Annotated in this window: 17 protein-coding genes and 2 pseudogenes; 5 read left to right on the top strand and 14 right to left on the bottom strand. The window is 54.6% G+C overall.

Features of this window, described 5'->3' with window-relative positions; translation table 11 throughout:
* The first annotated feature begins 35 nt into the window (after positions 1 to 35).
* Together RGB73_RS09990 and RGB73_RS09985 are read left to right on the top strand one after the other, a co-directional pair.
* Positions 36 to 2,087 (top strand): coiled-coil domain-containing protein, encoded by a 2,052-nt coding sequence (locus RGB73_RS09990; RefSeq protein ID WP_310771451.1) that lies wholly within the window; start codon positions 36 to 38, stop codon positions 2,085 to 2,087.
* Between the two features lie 312 nt (positions 2,088 to 2,399).
* Entirely contained in the window at positions 2,400 to 2,786 is a 387-nt protein-coding gene (locus RGB73_RS09985) for a M67 family metallopeptidase (RefSeq protein WP_310771449.1), read from the top strand.
* A gap of 54 nt (positions 2,787 to 2,840) precedes the next feature.
* On the opposite strand, the gene RGB73_RS09980 is transcribed toward RGB73_RS09985, so the two are convergent.
* The 8 genes and pseudogenes from RGB73_RS09980 to RGB73_RS30595 all read right to left on the bottom strand — a co-directional run.
* Entirely contained in the window at positions 2,841 to 2,987 is a 147-nt protein-coding gene (locus RGB73_RS09980) for a hypothetical protein (RefSeq protein WP_310771447.1), read from the bottom strand.
* Between the two features lie 16 nt (positions 2,988 to 3,003).
* Complete coding sequence (locus RGB73_RS09975; protein ID WP_310774233.1) at positions 3,004 to 3,300, bottom strand: ferredoxin family protein; 297 nt, start codon at positions 3,298 to 3,300, stop codon at positions 3,004 to 3,006.
* Positions 3,300 to 4,595 carry an FAD-dependent oxidoreductase gene (locus RGB73_RS09970; RefSeq protein WP_310771445.1) on the bottom strand — a complete coding sequence of 432 codons (1,296 nt, stop codon included), beginning with the start codon at positions 4,593 to 4,595 and terminating at the stop codon, positions 3,300 to 3,302. Before RGB73_RS09970 ends, RGB73_RS09975 begins: the two co-directional genes overlap by 1 nt.
* Complete coding sequence (locus RGB73_RS09965; RefSeq protein WP_310771443.1) at positions 4,579 to 5,610, bottom strand: electron transfer flavoprotein subunit alpha/FixB family protein; 1,032 nt, start codon at positions 5,608 to 5,610, stop codon at positions 4,579 to 4,581. The genes RGB73_RS09970 and RGB73_RS09965 overlap by 17 nt, the downstream gene beginning before the upstream one ends.
* Positions 5,607 to 6,437: an electron transfer flavoprotein subunit beta/FixA family protein gene (locus RGB73_RS09960; protein ID WP_310771442.1), complete on the bottom strand. Its 831-nt coding sequence runs from the start codon at positions 6,435 to 6,437 to the stop codon at positions 5,607 to 5,609. Before RGB73_RS09960 ends, RGB73_RS09965 begins: the two co-directional genes overlap by 4 nt.
* A 272-nt stretch (positions 6,438 to 6,709) precedes the next feature.
* On the bottom strand, positions 6,710 to 7,783 hold the full coding sequence (locus tag RGB73_RS09955; protein ID WP_310771440.1) for a tetratricopeptide repeat-containing glycosyltransferase family 2 protein: 1,074 nt from the start codon (positions 7,781 to 7,783) through the stop codon (positions 6,710 to 6,712).
* 133 nt (positions 7,784 to 7,916) lie between these two features.
* Positions 7,917 to 8,231 (bottom strand): C1q-like domain-containing protein, encoded by a 315-nt coding sequence (locus RGB73_RS09950; RefSeq protein ID WP_310771438.1) that lies wholly within the window; start codon positions 8,229 to 8,231, stop codon positions 7,917 to 7,919.
* Positions 8,232 to 8,336: 105 nt separating this feature from the next.
* Positions 8,337 to 8,576, bottom strand: a pseudogene (locus RGB73_RS30595) (exosporium glycoprotein BclB-related protein); the annotation flags it as partial.
* Between RGB73_RS30595 and RGB73_RS30590 the strand changes: the two are divergent.
* Together RGB73_RS30590 and RGB73_RS09940 are read left to right on the top strand one after the other, a co-directional pair.
* Positions 8,515 to 8,736, top strand: a pseudogene (locus tag RGB73_RS30590) (hypothetical protein); the annotation flags it as partial. The pseudogenes RGB73_RS30595 and RGB73_RS30590 overlap by 62 nt on opposite strands.
* Positions 8,737 to 9,716: 980 nt before the next feature.
* Positions 9,717 to 10,808 carry a CotH kinase family protein gene (locus RGB73_RS09940; RefSeq protein ID WP_310771436.1) on the top strand — a complete coding sequence of 364 codons (1,092 nt, stop codon included), beginning with the start codon at positions 9,717 to 9,719 and terminating at the stop codon, positions 10,806 to 10,808.
* A gap of 72 nt (positions 10,809 to 10,880) precedes the next feature.
* On the opposite strand, the gene RGB73_RS09935 is transcribed toward RGB73_RS09940, so the two are convergent.
* A complete protein-coding gene (locus tag RGB73_RS09935) occupies positions 10,881 to 13,136 on the bottom strand; it encodes an immune inhibitor A domain-containing protein (protein ID WP_310771434.1) in 2,256 nt (751 codons plus the stop codon).
* 308 nt (positions 13,137 to 13,444) lie between these two features.
* A complete protein-coding gene (locus tag RGB73_RS09930) occupies positions 13,445 to 14,770 on the bottom strand; it encodes an ATP-binding protein (protein ID WP_310771431.1) in 1,326 nt (441 codons plus the stop codon).
* A 417-nt stretch (positions 14,771 to 15,187) separates the two neighbouring features.
* Between RGB73_RS09930 and RGB73_RS09925 the strand changes: the two genes are divergently transcribed.
* Positions 15,188 to 16,390, top strand: coding sequence for a M20 metallopeptidase family protein (locus RGB73_RS09925; RefSeq protein ID WP_310771429.1), 1,203 nt, complete (start codon positions 15,188 to 15,190; stop codon positions 16,388 to 16,390).
* Positions 16,391 to 16,446: 56 nt separating this feature from the next.
* On the opposite strand, the gene cysK is transcribed toward RGB73_RS09925, so the two are convergent.
* From cysK to RGB73_RS09905, 4 genes are all read right to left on the bottom strand, one after another.
* The gene (gene cysK, locus RGB73_RS09920; RefSeq protein WP_310771427.1) at positions 16,447 to 17,361 is read right to left on the bottom strand and encodes a cysteine synthase A; all 915 of its coding nucleotides are present in this window, start codon (positions 17,359 to 17,361) and stop codon (positions 16,447 to 16,449) included.
* Between the two features lie 459 nt (positions 17,362 to 17,820).
* Entirely contained in the window at positions 17,821 to 18,864 is a 1,044-nt protein-coding gene (locus RGB73_RS09915; protein WP_310771425.1) for a hypothetical protein, read from the bottom strand.
* A 148-nt stretch (positions 18,865 to 19,012) separates the two neighbouring features.
* Positions 19,013 to 20,389 carry a DUF4179 domain-containing protein gene (locus RGB73_RS09910; RefSeq protein ID WP_310771423.1) on the bottom strand — a complete coding sequence of 459 codons (1,377 nt, stop codon included), beginning with the start codon at positions 20,387 to 20,389 and terminating at the stop codon, positions 19,013 to 19,015.
* A complete protein-coding gene (locus tag RGB73_RS09905) occupies positions 20,380 to 20,916 on the bottom strand; it encodes a sigma-70 family RNA polymerase sigma factor (protein ID WP_310771421.1) in 537 nt (178 codons plus the stop codon). Before RGB73_RS09905 ends, RGB73_RS09910 begins: the two co-directional genes overlap by 10 nt.
* Between the last annotated feature and the right edge of the window lie 27 nt (positions 20,917 to 20,943).

The raw sequence follows: 20,943 nt of genomic DNA, 5'->3' as shown, positions 1-20,943 counted from the left end.
TAGAGGATACCTACACGAAAAAAGGAGGACAACACGTGCTCAAAAAAAAGACCTCCAGCACCAGCACGAGCGGAAAAGGGAAAACCGGTAACGAGAAATTGCTGCTGTTGAAAAAACAAGCGTACTACTACGAAGAAAAAGCCGCCCAATACAGTCTGGTCATTCAACAGCTTCAGGAGGAGCTCGAAACGCTGCGCCAGAGAGAAAATCTCCGTCAAAACGCTGTACAGGATTACGAGGAAGCTGTTTTGGCGCTTCGGGAAAGAGAGCGGGAGTGGCAGGAAAACTGGGAGACAGCTCAGCAGCAGCTCACCCAGATGAAAGAAGCGATCGAGAAGCATCAAGCATTGCTGCAGCAACGGGAACAGACCATTTCCGCCTACAAGGAACGCGAAGCCAAATGGAGGCAAGAAGCCGAAGAGCTGAGAGGAGAATTGCTCGAGGCGAAGCGTTCCGAGCAGGCGGATGATGGCGCTCTTCACACGCTGCAGGAAGAATGGCTGGCCCGCCAGGAAGCGGCAGAAGCCCACTGGAAGCAAAAGCTTCAGGAGTTGGAACAGGAAGTAGCGCAATACGCCCACAAAGCGGCCGAGGCCGAACGGGAAAATGGCCATAAGGACGAGAGAATCGCCGGGTACCAAGAGCAGGAAGCGGCCCTCCATCAAGCCTTGGAATCGCTCCGTCAGCAGCTCGAAGAATCCCGGCAAAAGGAAGCCACTGTGCAGGAAACAGTCATTGCCCTGCAAAATCAGCTGGAGCAGGAGCCGCAGGTAGACGAACAATGGCTGGCTGCCGTTGAGCAGCAGCTGGAAGGGGCCAAACGCAAAGAGTCCCAGCTCATCCAGGTGGTAGCTGACCAGGAGCATGCGATTCAACAGCTGCAGGAAAGCGTACGCCAGTGGACCGAGAAGCTGGAGCTTGCGCAGCATCAAATCTCCTCGGCAGGCCAGCGGGAAGCACAACTGCTCCACGAGCATCAGCAATTGGAAGAAGCGAGAGCCGCGTGGGAACAACGGGCGCAAGAGTGGAAAGATGCTTTGGAGCAAAAAGAGCAGGAACTGGCCGAAGTTCGCCATTCCCAGCAGGAAAGCACCGAGCAGCACGCCTTGAGCCTCCAAGCAGCACAGGACCAGATCGAGGAGCTCGCCCAGCTGCTGCAGACCACTCAGGACAAAGCCGATGATTACGAAAAGCAGCTGCAGTCTGCCCATGACAAGGCCGACGAACGCGAAAAGCTGCTGCAAGCTGCGCAAGCTCAGGTGGAAGCACTCGAGAAGCAGCTGCAAGTCGGTCAAGAGAAAGCCGCTGAGTATGAAGAGCAACTCGTGGCTGCTCAACGTAAAGCTGATGAATTTGAAAAGCTGCTGCTTGCCGCTCAAGAGAAGGTCGCCGAGTATGAGGAGCAGCTCCAGGCTGCTCATCAAAAAACCGATGAATTTGAAAAGCAGCTGTTTGCTACTCAAGAGAAGGTCTCCGAGTATGAGGAGCAGCTCCGGGCTGCTCATCAAAAAGCCGATCAATTTGAAAAGCAGCTGATTTCCGCTCAGGATACGGTCGAAGAATTTACGAAGCTGCTGCATGACACCCAACATAAGGCCAACGAATATGAGGAGCTGCTGCTTGCCGCGCAAAACAAGGCCGACGAATATGAGAAGCAGCTCCATCTGACAAAAGAACAGCTTGCCCAATCCGTAGCGGCTCAGGAAAAAGCGCAGCAAATCTTGTCCCATGCGGACGCTGCCCAGCGAGAATACCAACAAAAGCTGCAAGCCAAGGAGAAAGAGCTCGAGCAGGTAACCGCCGAAGAAAATGTCCTGAAAAAGACGGTAGATGGGCTAAAGCAATTGGTGAAGGAACTTCAGGCCAAGGAAGAAAAATACAAGCAGGCGATCAAGGACTTCACGCAAAAAGAAGCCAGGGCCAACAAGATGCTGAGCCAATTGCCCAATACGCTCTCTACGCAAAGCACTTCGATCCCGGTACAGCCGAGCCAACAGTCGCCGACGCGGATCCAGTCCACTCTTCCGTCGAATTTCCCCCTTCCGCCATATGCGAACCAAGGCAACCCGATCAATCCGTTCAAGTGAACTGCTTCCGATGTGCAAATGCCGTTACCATGCAGCCCTGCATTGAATAGAACATAGTACAGTACAGAAAGGGAGTGAAAATCATGACACCTGAACAACTCCGCGCTCTTTACCAACAACGTCAGCAAATGCCGGTATACCGTCCGCAAATGCCCGGTAGGCCGGTGCAGCAACCACAAATGGCGAGACCCCTTACCCCACTTCCGAAATCCGGCCCCGTTCACAACGTCAAGCCGTACGTTCAGTCGAAACCTACAGGGGGATGCTGCGGTCGCCGCTGGCAAGGCTAATGTTGGTGAAGCATCTTTCGCCATGTCCCGAACGGTCTGGCATGAAATGATCAGACACTGTGTGGAAGAACGCCCTACAGAGGCATGCGGACTGCTTTCGGGCAGAAGCGGATGCGCAGAGACAATCTGGCGGATGGAAAACGTCGAAAAGAGTCCGGTAGCGTTTGCCATGGACTCTCGTCAAATCCAGAAGGTCCTGCAAAAAATGGCGTTGAAGGGGGAGTCTCTGGTGGGCATCTACCACTCCCACCCTACCGCTCCTCCCGTTCCATCCCCCGAGGATATCGCGTATGCGTACTACCCGGAGGCGGCTTACCTCATCGTATCCCTTTCCTCACCACAGCCATCACTCGGTTGTTATCGGATCTGTGGCGGGCGGGCATTCCCGCTTCGCTTCGAGCTCAGGTAAAACCCCATGATACGAGAACAGCGGGGGAACTCCTCCCGCTGTTCTTTCTTCGTTTCAACGATCGAGAAGCAGCAGCTCCATTTTCTCCCAACTTGCAAATTCGTCCTCCCACAAGACGTGGCAACGGTCCTCCTCGACACGTATGACAATTCCGCGCACACCGTCCTTCAGATACACGACCTTGTCTCCTTCCTTGATCATGCCGGCTCCCCGCCCATTACCCGAGTCTGAAAATAATCCCGTGACCGCCTTTTGGATACTCCCACTTGATATTTTCATAGGGGCAGCCGATCCGGCAGCTTCCGCATTCGTGGCATCCTTCGTATCCCACATGCATCCGCACCTCTTCCCATTTGTATACTTCCGCCGGACAAAAAATGGTACATAGCTTATCGGGGCACTGGGTCGCACATACGTCGGCGCTTAGCACATGCAGATGAGACTGCGTGTCTGCCTTGAATCGAACCAAATACTGCTTCTCTTCGATCGACTGGCCTTTGGGCAGGTTTTCCATCACTTCATCACCCTCCACGCGTTCATCAGATCGCGAGCCATTTTCCATTTGTCTTTGGCCGAACCGAGCTCGCTCCAGATTTTTTTCTGCTTGCTCCACTTGGATGTGCCGTCCACCGTGAACATTTGGCTGGCCGCCCTGTTCATCATCGGGATGTACTGTTCAAAATACTGCGGGAATTTTTCGAAGTGGTGCGTCGCGTCCTGGTACTTTTTCAAGTCTTGCCCGACAAAGCTGTTCAGCAGATTCACACGGTACGAATCAAGTGCATGCACGGAATAATCTCCCGCCTCTTTGGCTTTCAGAATCGTCTCGGCGGCCATCACACCGGAAGCCATCGCCATATTGGAGCCCTCACGGTGAATGGCATTGACCAGTTGTGCGGCATCTCCTACGACGAGGACCCCATTTCCAACGATCTTGGGCATGGAGCGGTAGCCGCCCTCGGGGATCAAATGCGCCAAGTATTCCTGCTGTTCGCAGCCTTGGAGATAGGGGCGGATCATGGGATGATTCTTCACGTAGTCCAGCAGCTCGTACGGTTTGATCTTGTGCTTGATCAGCCCGGAGAGCATGGTCCCCACCCCGATGTTGAGACTGTCCTTGTTTGTATAGAGCCAGGCGGTGCCCAGAATTCCCTTCGTCGAGTCTCCGAAGATTTCGATCGTACAGCCGTGATCGCCCTCCAGATTGAAGCGGTCCTCGATGATTTTCCGATCGAGCTTGAGGACCTCCATGACGGCGAGCGCCACTTCATCCGGGCGGAATTCCTTGTGGAAGCCGAGGGACTTGGCGAGGAGGGAATTGACACCGTCAGCCAAGACGACTACGTCCGCGTACACATCTCCGTCGGGGCGGTCCGTACGAATTCCCGCTACCTTTCCATTTTCGACGATGCACTCCAGCGCCACGGTCTCGTTGAGCAGCAGCGCCCCTGCCTGCACCGCCTTGTCTGCGAACCACTGGTCGAATTTGGCCCGCAAAACGGTGAAGTTGTTGTAGGGCTCCTGGGCCCACTCCATCCCTTTGTAGCTGAAGTTTATGGCGGACTCCTTGTCAAGCATCATAAACCGCTGCTCGACGATGGGACGCTCTACCGGCGCCTCTTTGTAAAACCCGGGAATGATGTCCTCCATCGTCTTGCGGTACAACACGCCGCCCATCACATTTTTGGAGCCGGGGTATTCGCCGCGCTCCATCAGCAGCACGTTCACGCCTGCCTTTGCCAGTGTATACGCGCATGCCGTCCCCGCCGGACCCGCTCCGACCACAATGACATCAAATTTTTCCGCCATACTGGACCTCCTTGTCCGGCTCCTTTTGAAACGCTTCCATTAATAAAGGGACGATTTCAAAGGCATCTCCTACGATTCCGTAGTGACACGATTGGAAGATGAGCGCGTTTGGATCTTTGTTGATCGCAATGATCAGGCCCGAATTGCGCATGCCGACCAAGTGCTGGATCGCGCCGGAAATCCCGATGGCGAAGTAAATTTTCGGGGTCACCGTCACGCCGGTTTGCCCGACCTGATGCTCATGGTCGATCCATCCTGCTTCGACCGCGTCCCTGCTTGCTCCCACCGTGGCCCCGATCTTCTCCGCGAAGCGATGGATCAGCGCAAAGCCTTCTTTGCTCCCGAGGCCTTTTCCCCCTGCCACGATGACATCCGCCTCGTCCAGCCGGACTTTTCCCCGGGTTTCCCGGACGATTTTCAGCACTTTGGTACGGACGTCCTCCTCGCGAAGAGCGATGCTTTCCTGGATGACCTCCCCTTTTCGGGAGGGATCCGGCTCTAATGCCCTCATCACTTTCGGGCGGACGGTGGCCATCTGGGGACGATGCTTTTTACACAGAATCGTCGCCATGATGTTGCCGCCAAAAGCAGGCCGGCTCGCTTCCAGCAGCCCCGTCTCCGCATTGACGTCGAGCATCGTCGTGTCGGCCGTCAGCCCTGTCTCCAAATCCGTCGCCACTGCACTCGCCAAGTCTTTTCCTGTGGAGGTCGCTCCGTACAGGATGATTTCCGGCTTGTGCTTCTGGACGCTTTCGATGACAGCACGCATGTAGGATTCCGTACGGTATTCTCGAAAAATCGGATCGTCGTACACATACACCTGGTCCGCGCCGTATGGAAAGACGGTCTTGGCCAGTTCCCGGACACCGTCGCCGATCAACAAGCCAGCCAAGGGGACTCCCCTTTTGTCAGCCATCTGCCGTCCCGCTCCCAGGAGTTCCAGGGATACCGGTGCGACCTTGCCGTCACGCACCTCCAAGTACACCCAGATGCCGCGATATTCCTCCAGATTCATGCCTGCCCCTCCTTCACCCGAAACAATCCTTGTTTCTCCCGCAGGATCTCCATGAGCCGCGACACCTTCTCCTCTGGAGACCCTTCCAGCATTTCGCCGCCCTTCGGTTTTTCCGGCGGCCAAACCTTGGCCACGATCGTGGGAGATCCTTTCAGGCCGAGCTGCGTGCGATCGATGTCGCCCAAGTCGTCCACTGACCAGACGACGGGGTCGTAGCGTGCCGCCCGGAGCATATTGGGCAAGGGAGAGTAGGGGACCTCGTTAATGTCCTTCTCCACGGAGAACAGGCAAGGCAGTGTGGATTGAATCACCTCATAGCCGTCTTCCAGCTTGCGGTGGACGATACAGTATCCTTCTGCCTTGTTCACTTCCACTACCTTTTGGACGCTGGTAAGCGGCGGGATGTCGAGCCTTCTGGCGATGCCCGGTCCTACCTGCCCCGTATCGCCATCAATCGTCATCTTCCCGCAGATGACCAGATCAACCGGCTGCGTCTCCGCGATTTTTTCGATGGCCTTGGTGAGCGCATAGCTCGTAGCCAGCGTATCCGCCCCTGCGAAAGCACGGTCTGTCACCAGATAACCGGCATCCGCCCCGATTTCGACGCATTTCCGGATGGCCTTGACTGCCGGCGGCGGCCCCATCGTCACGACGGAGACCGTTCCCCCGTAGCGCTGCTTCAGCCGGACAGCCTCCTCGACTGCATGAGCGTCGTACGGATTGAGGATCGCGGGCGCGCTGGCCCGGTCCATTGTGTTCGTCTTGGGATTCATCTTGATGATTTTCGTGTCGGGCACTTGTTTAATACAAGCGACGATGTGCAGCATGTACCATTCCTCCCCCGCTGCCGGGCCGCGAAAGTCCGCTTCTGCACATGGTTGTCTCCTTTTCGCGCGATGGATCGGGCAGCTTGTCGTTCATTGTTATAGACTATTGCGAAAAAAGCCGCCTTAGACCAGAAACCAAAGGCATGTGATGAGAGCCACTTCGCGATCCGCTTCCAAAAGCCGATCGCGATGATGGAGTGGGAAGAAACGCCTTTCGTGAACGGGCGGAGAAAAGATGCGCCGATTTCCGATTGCCCACGGAAAAATCCGCTTTATCGTCTTTCGTCCCTGTCGAAAAAGGCTTGATTCGCCAGAATGGCCTTGTCGTCAGGTCGGTAACGAAGGGCGATTTCATGGTGCTCGCGCGATTTTTGATACTCGCCGAGCCGATCGTAACAGACGCACAGCTGAACGTGCGGAAGCCAAGTCCAGCATGCCTCGCGGGAAAACCCCGAATCGTTTTGGGGCCTTGGCAATTCCGTCGCCAGCCGGTACCAAAAAATGGCTTTCCGGTACTCGCGGCGCTGCATAAAGGCGTACCCGATCCTGCAGCAAAATTCGGCACGAGGGACATCGTATTCAAACGATTTGAGCGTGTAGCGCAGTTCGTTTGCCCGGTCTCCTGTTTGGTGGTAGCAGTCAGCGAGGTTGGCGCACGCGGATATTACGTCTTCGATCCATCCTTCCTCTGTCTGGAGAAAGGCGAGATACTGCTCGATGGCCTTTTCAAAATGCCGGTGGTCCCTCAGCTCGTTGGCGTAGTAAAAACGGTCGCGGGGGGAAAGGTCTGCCCCCGTTTTCAGCAGGTTTTCATAGATCCGAAGGTTTCGGTCCGAATGCGATCGCACTCGTCTATGGGTAACGGCGATGTCGCTGCGGAAAGAGGGACAGTCCACGTCCAGATATTCGTGTACGGCTCCTACCCAGCGAAACCCTTTCGATCGCTTGACCAGCCGGTTGCGGCGAAAGCTCAAGCTGACATTTCCATATTCGTCAAACGCGTAATGATATTTCATCGAGACGACATCGACAGAGGGATCGAGAGTCTGCTTGAGCAGTGTCAGCTTTTGACGAGCCTCTTCCAGCAGCACATCATCGGCGTCCAGCCAAAGGATGTACTCCTGCGTCGCATAGTGAAAGGAAGCGTTGCGAGCTGCGCCGAAGTCGTCTGTCCAGGCAAAATCATAGATGTGGTTCGTGTATCTTTTCGCGATTTCCTTCGAGCGATCTGTCGAGCCCGTGTCGACAATGATGATTTCCTCTACGATATCCCTTACGGAGTCCAAACAGTTCGGAAGGGTCTTTTCCTCGTTTTTCATGATCATGCACAAACTGATCGTAATCATGTGGATCACCTCATGTGTTTGCTCGGCTTACTAGCAGCGGGTACGGACAAAAGGCACGCATCCCATGCGAGATGTGTGCCTTCCATTTCCTTTTTAAATGAACGCTGATTCTCTGCCGAGGTTGGCTAGCGCATTACAAAGCGGCCATCTTTTCAAAGATGATGGATGCACTGACAACCCCGTTTCCGTTCACAACGTTGGCCAGATTGGCTGTGCCATTCAAAAGCTTCACGGAGACGACATCGTTCTGCTGCAGAGTCAGAAGGGCATGCCCGGACAGCAATCCCTCGCTAGCTTGTGCATAGTTGCTGCCGCTGACCAGGGTCGTGCCGTTTACAAACAGCCCAAACACAGAACCACCCGACTCTACATTCAGCTCATACGTGACCAGATAGCTTCCCGCTTCAGCAATCAGGAAAGATTCGGTGGATGTGCCGTCCCGAACCACGCAGTTCCCGTTCGATGGACTTGCGGCTTCGAATGCAACGGTACTTTGGATACTTACATTCAATGGTTGGGCGTTGTTGCTGAAATAGTAAGCGAAACAACTGGCGCCGGACGGACCAGGGTCTCCTGTCGGACCTTTGTCGCCTGTCGGGCCTTGAGGACCTGTTGGGCCTTGCTCACCTACTGGACCTTGGGGACCTATTGCTCCTTGAGGACCCACCGGGCCTTGGTCGCCTGTCGGGCCTTGAGGACCCGCCGGACCTTGCTCACCGACCGGACCTTGAGGACCTACTGGGCCTTGGTCACCTGTTGGGCCTTGCTCACCTGCTGGACCTTGGGGACCCACCGGACCTTGCTCACCCGCCGGACCTTGAGGACCTGCTGGACCCGCCGGACCTTGGTCACCTACTGGGCCTTGGGGACCCACCGGGCCTTGCTCACCTGCCGGGCCTTGGGGACCCGCTGGACCTTGCTCACCCACCGGGCCTTGGGGACCCGCTGGACCTTGCTCACCTGCCGGACCTTGAGGACCTACTTGGCCTTGGTCACCTGTCGGACCTTGGGGACCCGCTGGACCTTGCTCACCCACCGGGCCTTGGTCGCCTGTCGGACCTTGAGGGCCTGCTGGACCCGCCGGACCTTGCTCACCCACCGGGCCTTGGTCGCCTGTCGGGCCTTGAGGACCCGCCGAACCTTGCTCACCAACCGGACCTTGGGGACCTACTGCTCCTTGAGGACCCACCGGGCCTTGGTCACCTCTCGGACCTTGGGGACCTACTGCTCCTTGAGGACCCACCGGGCCTTGGTCACCTGTCGGACCTTGTTCACCTACCGGGCCTTGGGGACCTACTGCTCCTTGAGGACCTACTGCTCCTTGGGGGCCTTCCGGGCCTTGGTCGCCAGTCGGACCTTTATCTCCAGTCGGACCTTTGTCTCCCGTCGGACCTTTGTCTCCCGTCGGACCTTGTTCTCCAACCGGACCTTGCTCCCCTACCGGACCTTGAATACCCTGCGGTCCTTGTTCACCCATCGGACCTTGAAGTCCCCGTGGCCCCTGTTCACCTTCAGGACCTTGAGGACCTCTGGCTCCCATCGGGCCTTGGGGACCACGGTCACCCGTAGGACCTTTGTCGCCAGTCGGGCCTTTGTCTCCCCAATAACAATCACTTCCTGAATCCCACTCGCCACCGGAACTGTAGCTGGTGGTTATATCAGATCCGCTTTGGCTTTGACTTCTTAAGCCTCGTCTCAGATAGTCTAGCAACTCGGGGTTCTTTCTCAATCGTTCGTAAACTTCCCGCAATTGCTCACGATTTAGACGCTTCATGATCTTCCTCCTTTTTCTCTGGATACTGCATGTTATGAAACACAATAAGACATGCTACGGGCTTGCCAAAAAACAAGCTGTTACCTAACCTTGTATCACTCTTGATCAAGCATCCATAGATATAGAGGAAGATCGGATGAAAGAGGTGTTTTTCTTCACATGCCTAGCCTTGACGTTCACGACATTCCCGCCTATTTTCTCTCAGTCGATGGCCCTCACCTTGCAAGTCTGCAAAACGGCTCCAAGCCTGCTGTTCCTGCTACCATTCTAGTAGGCAGCGAGACTTATCAAATAGAACTTGCGTATCGCGGCGCTCACACGAGAAAATTCCCCAAGAAGTCCTATCAGATCACCGTTACCTCTTCCCAACCGTTTGATGGTTCTCGTGAGTTTCACCTCAATGCCGAATACGCGGACCCTTCCCTGATCCGAAACAAGCTCTCCTTTTGCTTTTTTGACCAGATCGGCTCTCTGGCGCCCCGCGCCCAGCACGTCATCCTTTATCTCAACGGGAAATGCGCCGGCCTCTACCTCAAACTTGAATCAGTAGACGAACATTTCCTAACATCCAGAGGCCTGCCATGGGGGCCCATTTATTACGCGGTCAATTCGCAGGCGAACTTTTCCCTCCTGCACCCCCGCACCGAGGAGGTGAAAGGGGAGCTGGAGGCAGGCTATCTTCGCAAATGCGGCAAGGAAACAGACGACGGGCTTCTGCGCGAGCTGATATACAAGATCAACACAACTCCGCAGCAACAATTTGCCAAAGAGATTTCCCGCATTCTGGACGTCGAAAACTATTTGAGCTGGCTGGCCGGAGCGGTCTGCACGCAAAATCACGATGGCTTCCTGCACAACTACGCCTTGTATTGGCGTCACCATCAAGCACTCATCATACCGTGGGACTACGATGCCACGTGGGGACGGTCAATAAACGGCAAACCTCTGGATCCAGCTGCTTTGCCCATCGACGGGCACAACTCCTTGTCAGCCAGAATTCTGGCCGTACCTGCATTCCGCAGCCGATATGCAGCTATACTGAAACAGATTCTCGAGAAGACGTTCACCGTGGACCATTGGCGAGCATTCATTCTCCATCTTCACGCGTCCCTGCGTCCACACCTCAGCAACGATCCATACAAAAAGGACACACTGTCGATCTTCGATGATGAACCTGCCTTTATCTTTTCATTCATCGAACGGCGGAGCGCTTTTTTACGGAAAAACCTGGAACTGCTCTCGGAACGATAGATTTCTTTTTTGTTTGCGAGGCGACGGCAACAAAAAAGACGCCTATTTGCATAGACGTCTTTTTCGTACTCTTTATTTTTTGATCGAGAACTCGACCTCGGCATTGGTAAATTTCTTGTTAATGTCCAGCAGTTTGATTTGCAGCCCGATCTTCGGCAGCACTTTGCCGATCTCCGGCACTTCCGGCATCGTGTAATCGTCCTTGTCGCGGAAGACAGTCACGCCTTTCAGCGGCTTGTAATTCATCGTTCCCAGGATGTAGTCCAGTTTCATTCCGGAAGTCCTTTCCGGACTGAATGCGGCGTCGTTGACCTGATAACGGGAATCTGCAATGGCATCCTTGTTGTCCTCGTCATTGTTCCAGTAACGGACCTCCTGATGGGCATCGACGACACCGAGCATGCCGTAGCCAGGGTGCTGGCTGGTGTTGTTGTCTTGCGTTTTGCCGTAGCGGCCGTCGTAATACCAGATCACCAGACCCGGATCGTACGTAAAGTACGTGTCACTGCGGCGGAAGTACTTCAGCCCTTCGTCGACGCCTTCATGCGAACGGAGCTCGACCAGGTAGTACGCATCGTACATCTTGCCTTCGCCGTCAAAGTGGATGAAACCGTCCAGATCAAACTGCTGTTCACCTTCCGCGTCGTCGGAGAAGATCACTTCTCCGTCTGCTTCCACTTCGAAGTTGTCCAGATAGAATCCGGACATCGCCAGCCCGCCGTCGGTTACATAATTGAACTCGACCTGAATCTTCTTGCCTGCAAAATCGTTCAGGCTGATTTCTTCCTTGTCCCAGTCCTTCGTGACATCGTCGTATTCCTTGACTTGCGTTTTTTCGCCCGTATCCGCGTCGATGACATTGACATACAGGTAGTCGTACCCCGTCTCGATCGCGCGCCACGAGTCAAAGCTCATCGACGCAGAGCTTGCCCCCGTCAGGTCGATCACTTTCGAGACCATCTTGGTGTTCAGGTTGTCGCCTTCATCGGAGAAGTAGGAATAGTCCCCATCTTTCGGCTGAATCGGCGGTTTTTTCTCGACTTGCGGCATGTTCAGCTTGATCACTTTTCCCTGTTTCTCAGTGCTGCTGCCATCGATGAGAGCCAGCTTTTGCTTGCGTTTTTTCAAGTTCTGGTAATCGATGACTTGCGGCTCGATCCATCTTCCGCCGTACATTTGCTGGAGCATCATTTTGGACCATGGGTCGAATCCGGTCGGCTGCGTTTGGAATATTTTCCCCGTGTGGCTGCCCGAAGACATCAAGGACCATGCCCCTACAGGCGAATCATGTCCGCCATACGAGGTATCGTACAGATCCGGCAGCCCCAGGTTGTGGCCGTATTCGTGAGCGAATACCCCGGGAGCACCATCTTCCGGCTGAATCATATAGTCGTACGCGAGCAAGTTCGTGCCCGGAATCTCTGTCGGTTTTTTCAGCGTCCAGCGGTGGGACCAAATCGCGTCTTCATCCCGTCCAGTCTCTTCGCCGATCCCCGCATGCACGAGCATGAGGTTGTCCAGCATGCCATCCGGCTCCATGAGATCGCCATCGCCATCGAGATCGTACGGATCGCGTTGGTCGTATTCATCTTCATGTCCTGCGATAGCTTCCCCGACGGACTCCAGCGTCTCCAACACCAGGTCGCGAGGATTGCTGTCGTTGCCGTCCTTGTCGTTGCCGCCGTAATATTTCTTGTCTTTCTCGGCGGTTTGCCACGGCGTGACGACGCCATCGACCGTCCAGGTAAAACCGGACTGTTCGTAATAGTATTTCGCCATGGTCGTCATGCTGATTCCTTCCGGCGTTTCGTAGCCATCCCGGTTGAACAGCATTTTCTCGTAATGCTCTGGATTGAAATCTTTCGTCCACAGCGAATCGCTCTTTTTCTCCACCTGGTTGTGCTCCTGGTCCGGGAATTCTACCAGGGCAATGACCAGATTGTCCGTATGTAGCCTTCTGGATGCCCGCAGCTGGTTGTCATCCTTGATTTTGGATACCTTGTTTGCAGCTTTTGACAATGCCGCATTTTGGGATTTGCTCACTTTTTTCCCGAAGGAGCTGGAATCATCGATGCCGTGGGGAACTTTCTTGTTTCGCAAAAACTTTTCCACCGCCCGATCGATTTCTTCCTGATCGGCATCTTCGTCAATCTCTCCTTGGTCGATCAAGCCTTCGATCAACCGGTCAATATTGACGGTGGAAAGATCCACTTCCAGCGGCGGCTTTTCCTTGGATTTGGCCAATCCTGCAGTGGGAACAGCCATGGCGGTGCTGAGTACCAGCGAGGAAGTAAATAAAATGGATGCCAACTTCTTGCCTTTCTTCACCACGTTCACCCTCTTCTCTATCTCGAGATCTTGCCGGAATATGAAGAACCCCCAGTTCCGGCTTATCCCAATTATGACACGATTGTGAATATTTTTTAAAAAATTGTTTCGACAAAAAAACGCTTCCTTGTCGGCAAATTTTTTTCAACTAAAGAACACGACCTGCTTCGACGATCGGTTTGGAAGGAACCCGTGATACCTTTTCAGGCATTCCCCTCCCAAAGACCTAGCTTATCCTTGTCGAAACAGGTCGTGCTTGCGCGAAACAACTATTCGATTGAACTAGATTCAGAGAGAACACCAAGTGGCTAACTGACCGGCAAACGAACGGTGAACGATGTGCGCCCTTCCTCAGACTGTACCTGGATGGTGCCCTTGTGCTTCTTGACGACGGCCTGGACGATGCACAGACCTGCCCCTCGAGCCGTCTCCTCCGTCGCCGGTTTGGTTGAAAACCCGTACTCGAACAGCTTGTCCATCTGCTCTGGAGCAATTTCCTTCCCGCTATTTTCGACCTCGAACAAGTACGTGCTGCCTTCTTGCCGGCACTCTACGCGAATCCACCTGTCCCCTTCGCTTGCAGCGGCGGCATCCAGCGCGTTGTCGATCAGGTTGGACAAAATCTTGATCAAGTCCACCGACGGAATCTGCTCAAACGAATCCGGAGATTCTGCAAACTGCATCACGACATGACGGGACTTGGCCTGCTCCCACTTGGTGTGAAACAAGACCATCAAGGCGGGGTTGGAGATGCGGACCGTAATATCCAGCAGCTTGGTTTCCGCAAGCAGCGACTGGACGTAATCGCGGGCTTTGTCAAAGTAGCGGCATTCGATCAACCCGTACAGTACCTGCATGTGGTTGACGAAGTCATGACGGATGGAACGGATGGAAGAAATGACAGACCTGAGCTCGTCCTGGTACGTCTGCTCGGCATCGCCGACCGCCGCTTTCAGTTCCCGCTGATACCAGCGCTGCAGCCCGAGAATGACAAAGACGAGAACCGCGACGAACAACCCCTGAAAAATAAACATAGGCAGACTGCCCCTGACGACCTCGCTGCCGATGCGATTGACGTTTGCCAGCTCTGTGTCGAGACCGACAATTCCGATGATTCTTCCGTCTTCACCACGCAACGGGGCTCCGGCAGACATGTACTCCCCGTATACCGGATCGGAAATCAGATCGGAATAGTAAGTCTTCCCGCTGTTAATCAGCCTGATTTGCTCCTTATCGATGAAACAAGGCTCGCCGATTTGAATGGGGCGATTCATTTCCGGGGGAACTGCGGAGATCATGACTTTTCCTCCTTGCAGGTCCGGATCGATCTTGGCAATGTAGAGGTAGAGCGCTCCGAACTGTGCCCGCGCCATCTCTAATTGATGGGCGACCCGCCGGTACGGCTCGCTATTGACATCCGGTCGCTCCAAAAACATGCGGTATGACTCCATGTCTACTTGACTGGCCACAAAAGAAGCCGCCTTCATGCTCTGGTTAGCAACGGAAAGGCGGACCGATTGAATCGTATTGTAATAGGATGCGGCGATACTGATGCACGTCATCACGAAAATCAGCAAACCGGAAACAAGCAAAATGACGATAACCCGATGTTTTTTCTGTACGCATGTAACCATTGTTCTCCAACCATTGCCTTTCTGACAGAAGTCGACATATTTCTATTCTAGTCGATCTCTTTTGGAAATGTCTACCTCTGGGAAAATCCGTTGCTGCCATCACTGCGTCTGTTTTTGCCAACACCTGTTCCAGCGCACCCAGCTCGTCGGTCCGTCGGCGATCAACGTGACTGTTTGCCCGCTCGCCACTGCCAATGCATGGGAACGCGATGGCAAGCAAACCATTCCTTTCGCCATCCACCTTGCAATGCTTGCATTTCTGCCTATTCCGACAACAACGATTGCTTGCTCTGCGCCGTTTTTTTCATGCGTTTGCAATGGCACACGGAAAATAGGGATTGCGAATTATTTCTGAATATTTTTATAATGGGTTGAATTGGTTACATAAATCCCGATCCGTCAAAAGGAGTGAGCCCTGTGCGCGAAAAGCTTTTTGCCCGATTGCAGGAGATTTATCCCGAACTGGTCACGTTCAGACGAGACTTGCATATGTACCCGGAGCTTTCCTTTCAAGAGGAAAACACTGCGAAAAAAGTGGCTGACAAGCTGGCTTCGCTGGGAATCGAAGTGCAAACCGGCGTTGGGGGCATGGGCGTCGTAGGCATATTGCGCGGCGGCAAGCCCGGCAAAACCGTCGCGTTGCGGGCCGACTTCGATGCCTTGCCCATTCAGGATGAGAAAGATGTCGAATACAAATCCCGCATCCCCGGAGTGATGCACGCCTGCGGCCACGACATCCACACGGCGGGACTCCTCGGAGTGGCTCAAGTCCTTAGCGAGGTGAGAGACGAGCTGCCCGGCAACGTCGTGTTCCTGCACCAGTTTGCGGAGGAGCTGCCTCCCGGCGGGGCGAAAGCGATGGTGGAAGCGGGCTGCCTCGAAGGGGTCGATGTGGTGTACGGTGCCCATGTGGCCTCCGATCTGCCTGTCGGACAGATCGGGATTGGCGACGGGCACGTGACGGCAGCCGCCGACAGCTTTGAGATCGTCCTGTACGGAAGAGGCGGACACGGTGCCTACCCGCATACCTCCATCGACCCGATCGTGCTGGGCAGCCAGATCGTCATGAATTTGCAGCAGGTCGCCAGCCGTCAGGTCGATCCACTGAAGCAGGTGGTACTGTCCGTCTGCTCGTTCGTCGGCGGAGGCGAAGCGTTCAACGTCATCCCGGACCAGGTGCGCCTCAAAGGCACGGTCCGTACTTACGATGAACAGGTACGAGACGCCGTCGAAGCGTCACTCATCCGCATCGTCGAAGCCAACTGCCAGGCAGTCGGGGCTCGCTGCGAGATAAAATACCAGCGCGGCTATCCGGCTACGTGGAACGATCCGGCCGAAACATCGCACGTCAGGGCAGAAGCGAAAAAGCTGTTCGGCGAAGAATCGGTCATCTTGATGCCGCCGGGCATGGGCGGCGAAGACTTCGCCTACTTTGCCCAGGAGCGCCCTGCGACCTTCTTCATGGTCGGCGGACGCAACCCGGACCTACAGGCGACCTTCCCGCACCACCATCCGAAGTTCGATGTGGATGAGCGTTCCATGCTGCAAACCGGCCAGCTGTTCATCGGGGCGCTCCTTGCCTATCAGGAGCGCCACCAGGAAGCGGCTGTCACGAACTAAAAAAGAAACGGGCAGAGGAGCTGTTGGCTCCTGCCCGTTTTTTCATGTGGGTTTTTTTAGAAGAAATTCATGCTCAGGTAGCGTTCGCCCGTATCCGGCGCTATGCAGACGACCCGCTTGCCCTCGCCCAGTCGTTTCGCTACCGCAATGGCGGCAAAGACGGACGCTCCCGAGGACGGACCTACGAGAATCCCTTCTTTGGCCGCCAGATCGCGCATGCTCTGCAACGCGTCTTCATCGGCGATTTGCATGATTTCATCATAGATGCCCGTATTGAGGATTTTGGGGACGAAGCCCGGGCTGGTGCCTACCAGCTTGTGCGGTCCCGGCTTGCCTCCCGAGAGGACGGGAGATCCTTTTGGTTCGACGACCGCGATGTACAGGTCAGGGAGCTTCTCGCGCAAGGCTTCACCCGTACCGGTAATCGTTCCCCCGGTACCCGCTGTTGCCACGAATGCATCCAAACGTCCATCCATCTGCTGGAAAATTTCCTTCGCAGTCGTCACGCGGTGAATATCGGGATTGGCTTTGTTTTCAAATTGCTGGGGAATGAAGCTGCGCGGGATTTCCTTTTGCAGCTCCTCCGCCTTGGCGATGGCCCCCGGCATCCGCAGCTCGCTTGGTGTCAGCACGACATCTGCTCCGTACGCCTTCAACAGGTTGATCCGCTCTTTGGACATATTGTCCGGCATGACGAGAATCGCCCGATAGCCTTTTGCTGCAGCGTTCATCGCGAGTCCGATCCCTGTATTTCCGCTGGTTGGCTCGATGATCGTATCGCCCGGCCGAATCAGGCCCGACTGCTCCGCTGTACGGATCAAGTTGAAGGCGGCCCGGTCCTTCACGCTGCCGGATGGATTCAGCTTTTCCAGCTTCACGTAGACCTCCGCCGCTCCCGCCGGCACCATCCGGTTGAGGCGGACGAGAGGGGTATTTCCGATCAATTCGGTTATATTTTGGTAGACGTTCATTCGCGGAACCTCCTGGAGTGACGCGTTCTGGGTAGGACTGTTTCTTCTGTTTTCAGGATAATACAAGTAAGTCCATATGAAAACCCTGTATCGATGTAAATTCAATGAAGGGCGACCGCGATTAAGAGGTAGGTTGTTCATGCGAAAGTCAAGGCGCGTTTTCATGAAGTATTTCCCTCTTGATTCCGTAAGAAAACCCTGTATCGATGTAAATTCAATGAAGGGCGACCGCGATTAAGAGGTAGGTTGTTCATGCGTAATCAAGTCGTGTTTTCATGAAGTATTTCCCTCTTGATTCCGTAAGAAAACCCTGTATCGATGTAAATTCAATGAAGGGCGACCGCGATTAAGAGGTAGGTTGTTCATGCGAAAGTCAAGGCGCGTTTTCATGAAGTATTTCCCGACTCACGCAAAAACCCTCTTTCTCCCGGCGCACCGTTTGAAAGAGGGCTTCCTGCTTTAGTTTCCCTTAGCCTTGGTCAAAAGCGCATTGGCCTCTCCATACAGCTTTGCGGCCGTTTGCACTGCAGCCGTCTGCTGCTTGTCAATCGCCGCCATCCGCTGTTTCGCTTGCTCCATGGATTCCTTCGCAGTCTTGACGGCGGCGTCCAACGCTTTTTGCCGCTCCTCGCTCTTGGGTGCATCCGCCTTGATTTCCTCCCAGGTCGCTTGCGAATCCGCCAGGTCGGTTTCCATGACCTTCATGATGTCCGTCATGCGCTGTTTTTTGTCCTTCACGCTTTTCTCCATCGACTGGATGCCGTCGACGAGCACCTTCATGGCCCCGACCGTCTCTTTCATGACGGCGTACTCGGTCTCTTGCACGCTTGGCTGCTCTCCGTACAGCTTGACTTCATCCAGCAACGCCGCCAGCTCGGACGCATGTTCCGTAAACATCGAGGCTTCATCTGCAAACTGTACGTCTGTCAAGTATTTGGCGTTTTCCTCGAGGTCGAGCACCAGCCTGTCCGTCTTTTCGACTTTCTTGGCAAACTGGACACGCGCTTCTTCCTTGGCCCGTTTCTCGGCCACCTCTTTTTTCTTCACTTCAGCCAGTTCGTTGATCCGCGTCGTCATCGCTTCGAGCTGCTTCTGGTAGTAGGCGCTGCTGTTTGCCGACAGAGCCGGAGGTACTTGTTTCCCCGCTTGCAAGGGCCCCTGGAAAGCCAGCTCGTCCCGGCTGACCGTAGCGTTTACGGGTGCACCTGGCTGTTGTGCAGGGACGAGAACGAGCTTGTCCCCTTCTAGTTTCCCCGTGTAGACGTAGGACGCTGTTTTCAGGATGGGAACGCTGTCCTCCGTCTCCACGTATGTATCGATGACCTCTACCTTCTCCTTGTCCTGCTCTGCCGTCACCTTGGCGTAAATCATCCGATTCTCCTCTTCGTACAGATACCCTTCCGCAAACGATACTCCGCCGAAGAGCTTGCTGAGACCGAAACCCGCTCCCGCCAGAACGACGAGAGCGATCACGATGATCGCGATCTTGCCTTTTTTCCCCATAATGCGACTCCTTTATCTCTCATTCTCCTCCATTCGACCTGTTTCCCCTGCCAAATGGTACCATATCACCATCATACATGATGAAGCCGGAGAATCCCTATGAGTCGAAAGGCCAATAATGGATTCCGATCGCTAGTTTCTCCCGGGATTACTGCAGGGGGATCGAAATCTCTTTTTTTCGATTCTCTCCGCTATCGATCCTCTCTCCCTGCTTCGTGTCGTAATAGTACTCATTGAGCCTTTGAATGGTTCTGCCTGTGGGGACAGGGAAAATCAGCGCAATCTTGTAGGCGTCTCCCGACTTTTGGTAGCCTTCAGTTGCAAGTACAAAATACTCCTCGCCCGACGTGTCTTCCAGCGTCAACGTACGCGGGATACCATCTGTATCTTTCGTCTTGTAGTAGATCTTCGCCTCGCCCCCTCTTTGTGCGAAATCGGTAATTTCGACCTGCTTGTTCATGTCGGACAATCGAAACGGGACATCCTTTACCTCATAGGATTTTTTCTTTCGCTCTCCTGGCACATCCGGTTCGTCGATCCAGAGAGTCAAGCGAATGCTGTCCGCCATTTGATGGACTGGCGGGAAGATCAGTGTCAAGTCAGACGTCTTGTAATCGTACGACTGGATGTAGCGAACGCCTCCTTGCAGACGTTTCCCGTCGGCTAGCTGGCCGGTGATTCCCTCTACCTTTCGATTCGGATTAAGATGCTGGTAGACTTCCACCTGGAGCATCGACGGCATCATTCGGATCTCCTTGATCGTGACTTCGTTGCCGTACCAGTCGATTACCTGATTCGGCCGCAGCGTCCGCAGCTCACGCTTTACCTGATCTTGCAGCTTCACGGGGATAGCATACTTCCATTTGCCGCTGCTGCCGATGATCCCAACGCGGGGAATGTCCAACTCCAGCGTAAATTCGTCCGGCAACTCGTCCATGGGTCGCAGTGTGACAATCCCGGCGTACAGGCGGGGCTGGATTTCTTTTACCACTTTCGCATTCCATTGGTCGTTGAAGCCGTCATCCCACTGCAGTCTCTTATTTTGGCCGTTGATTTTGACCTCGAATTCCGGAGTCCTTTCTTTCATGGTCAGGCCTCGATCCTTTTCCTCCGGGAATTGCACGGCGTAGCTGAAAGCCAGCATGCCCCGGTCGTAATACACCTCGGAGATCGTCACAGCCACACCCATGTCGGTCTTCTGCAGATCCACTTTGCTCGTCAAGCCTTTTTTTGCAATGTCTTGAAAGCGCTGATCTCCGACTGCCGCAAAAATTGAGCCGTAGGCGGCCGGCAATACCGCGGTGCTCGGTTCCGCCCACAGTCCGGTCAGCTTGATCGTGACGAAGGCGAGCAAGAGACAACACGCAGCTACGAGGCTCTGCCTGAGCTTTCGATTCCTGGCTTCCCGCCGCTCTCGAATGCTGGTCCAGATCGTCTGTTCCATCTCCTCGTTCAAATCCAGATTCGTCCAGCGAGCATCATCCGGAGAATAGACAAACTTCTTCAACTGCTCTTCTACTCCCAAGCATACCCCTCCTTTTGCAGAATCTCCTTTAACCGGTTGCGAGCCCGATACAGCTTGTTCCTCGCAGCCCCTTCGGACACCCCGAGAATGTGTCCCACTTCCTGAATGGTCAGATCCTGGTAGTAGTGCAAAGCGATGACCTGCCGATACGCAAAAGGAAGCTGCATGATCATGTCCGCCAGCTCCGACTTCTCGATCGTTTCCAGCAGACGTGGGGAATGGCTTTCCTGCTCGTCCTTGAGTTCGGCCACGCGTGGCGTGTAAAACAGGTGGCGAAACGACCATCTGCGCAGCTGCTTTTTCGCTTCGTTCAGGGCGATTTTGTACAGCCACGTCTGGATTTGGCTCTCGCCGCGAAACGTATGCAGGTGCTGGTACACCTTGATAAACGCTTCCTGCGTGACATCCTCCGCCATGCTTCTGTCCTTGGTGAGAAGGTAGACGAAATGAACGATTTTTCTCCCGTATTGCTTCATCAGCAGCTCCAGCTGCGCTTCTCTCGTCACTTGCAGCAAAATCTCGCTCACTAGCCTCGTCACCTCCTGTCATTGTCT

This window comes from Brevibacillus brevis, assembly GCF_031583145.1.
GTDB lineage: Bacteria > Bacillota > Bacilli > Brevibacillales > Brevibacillaceae > Brevibacillus > Brevibacillus brevis_E.
This window is presented reverse-complemented; position numbering and strand designations above follow the sequence as displayed.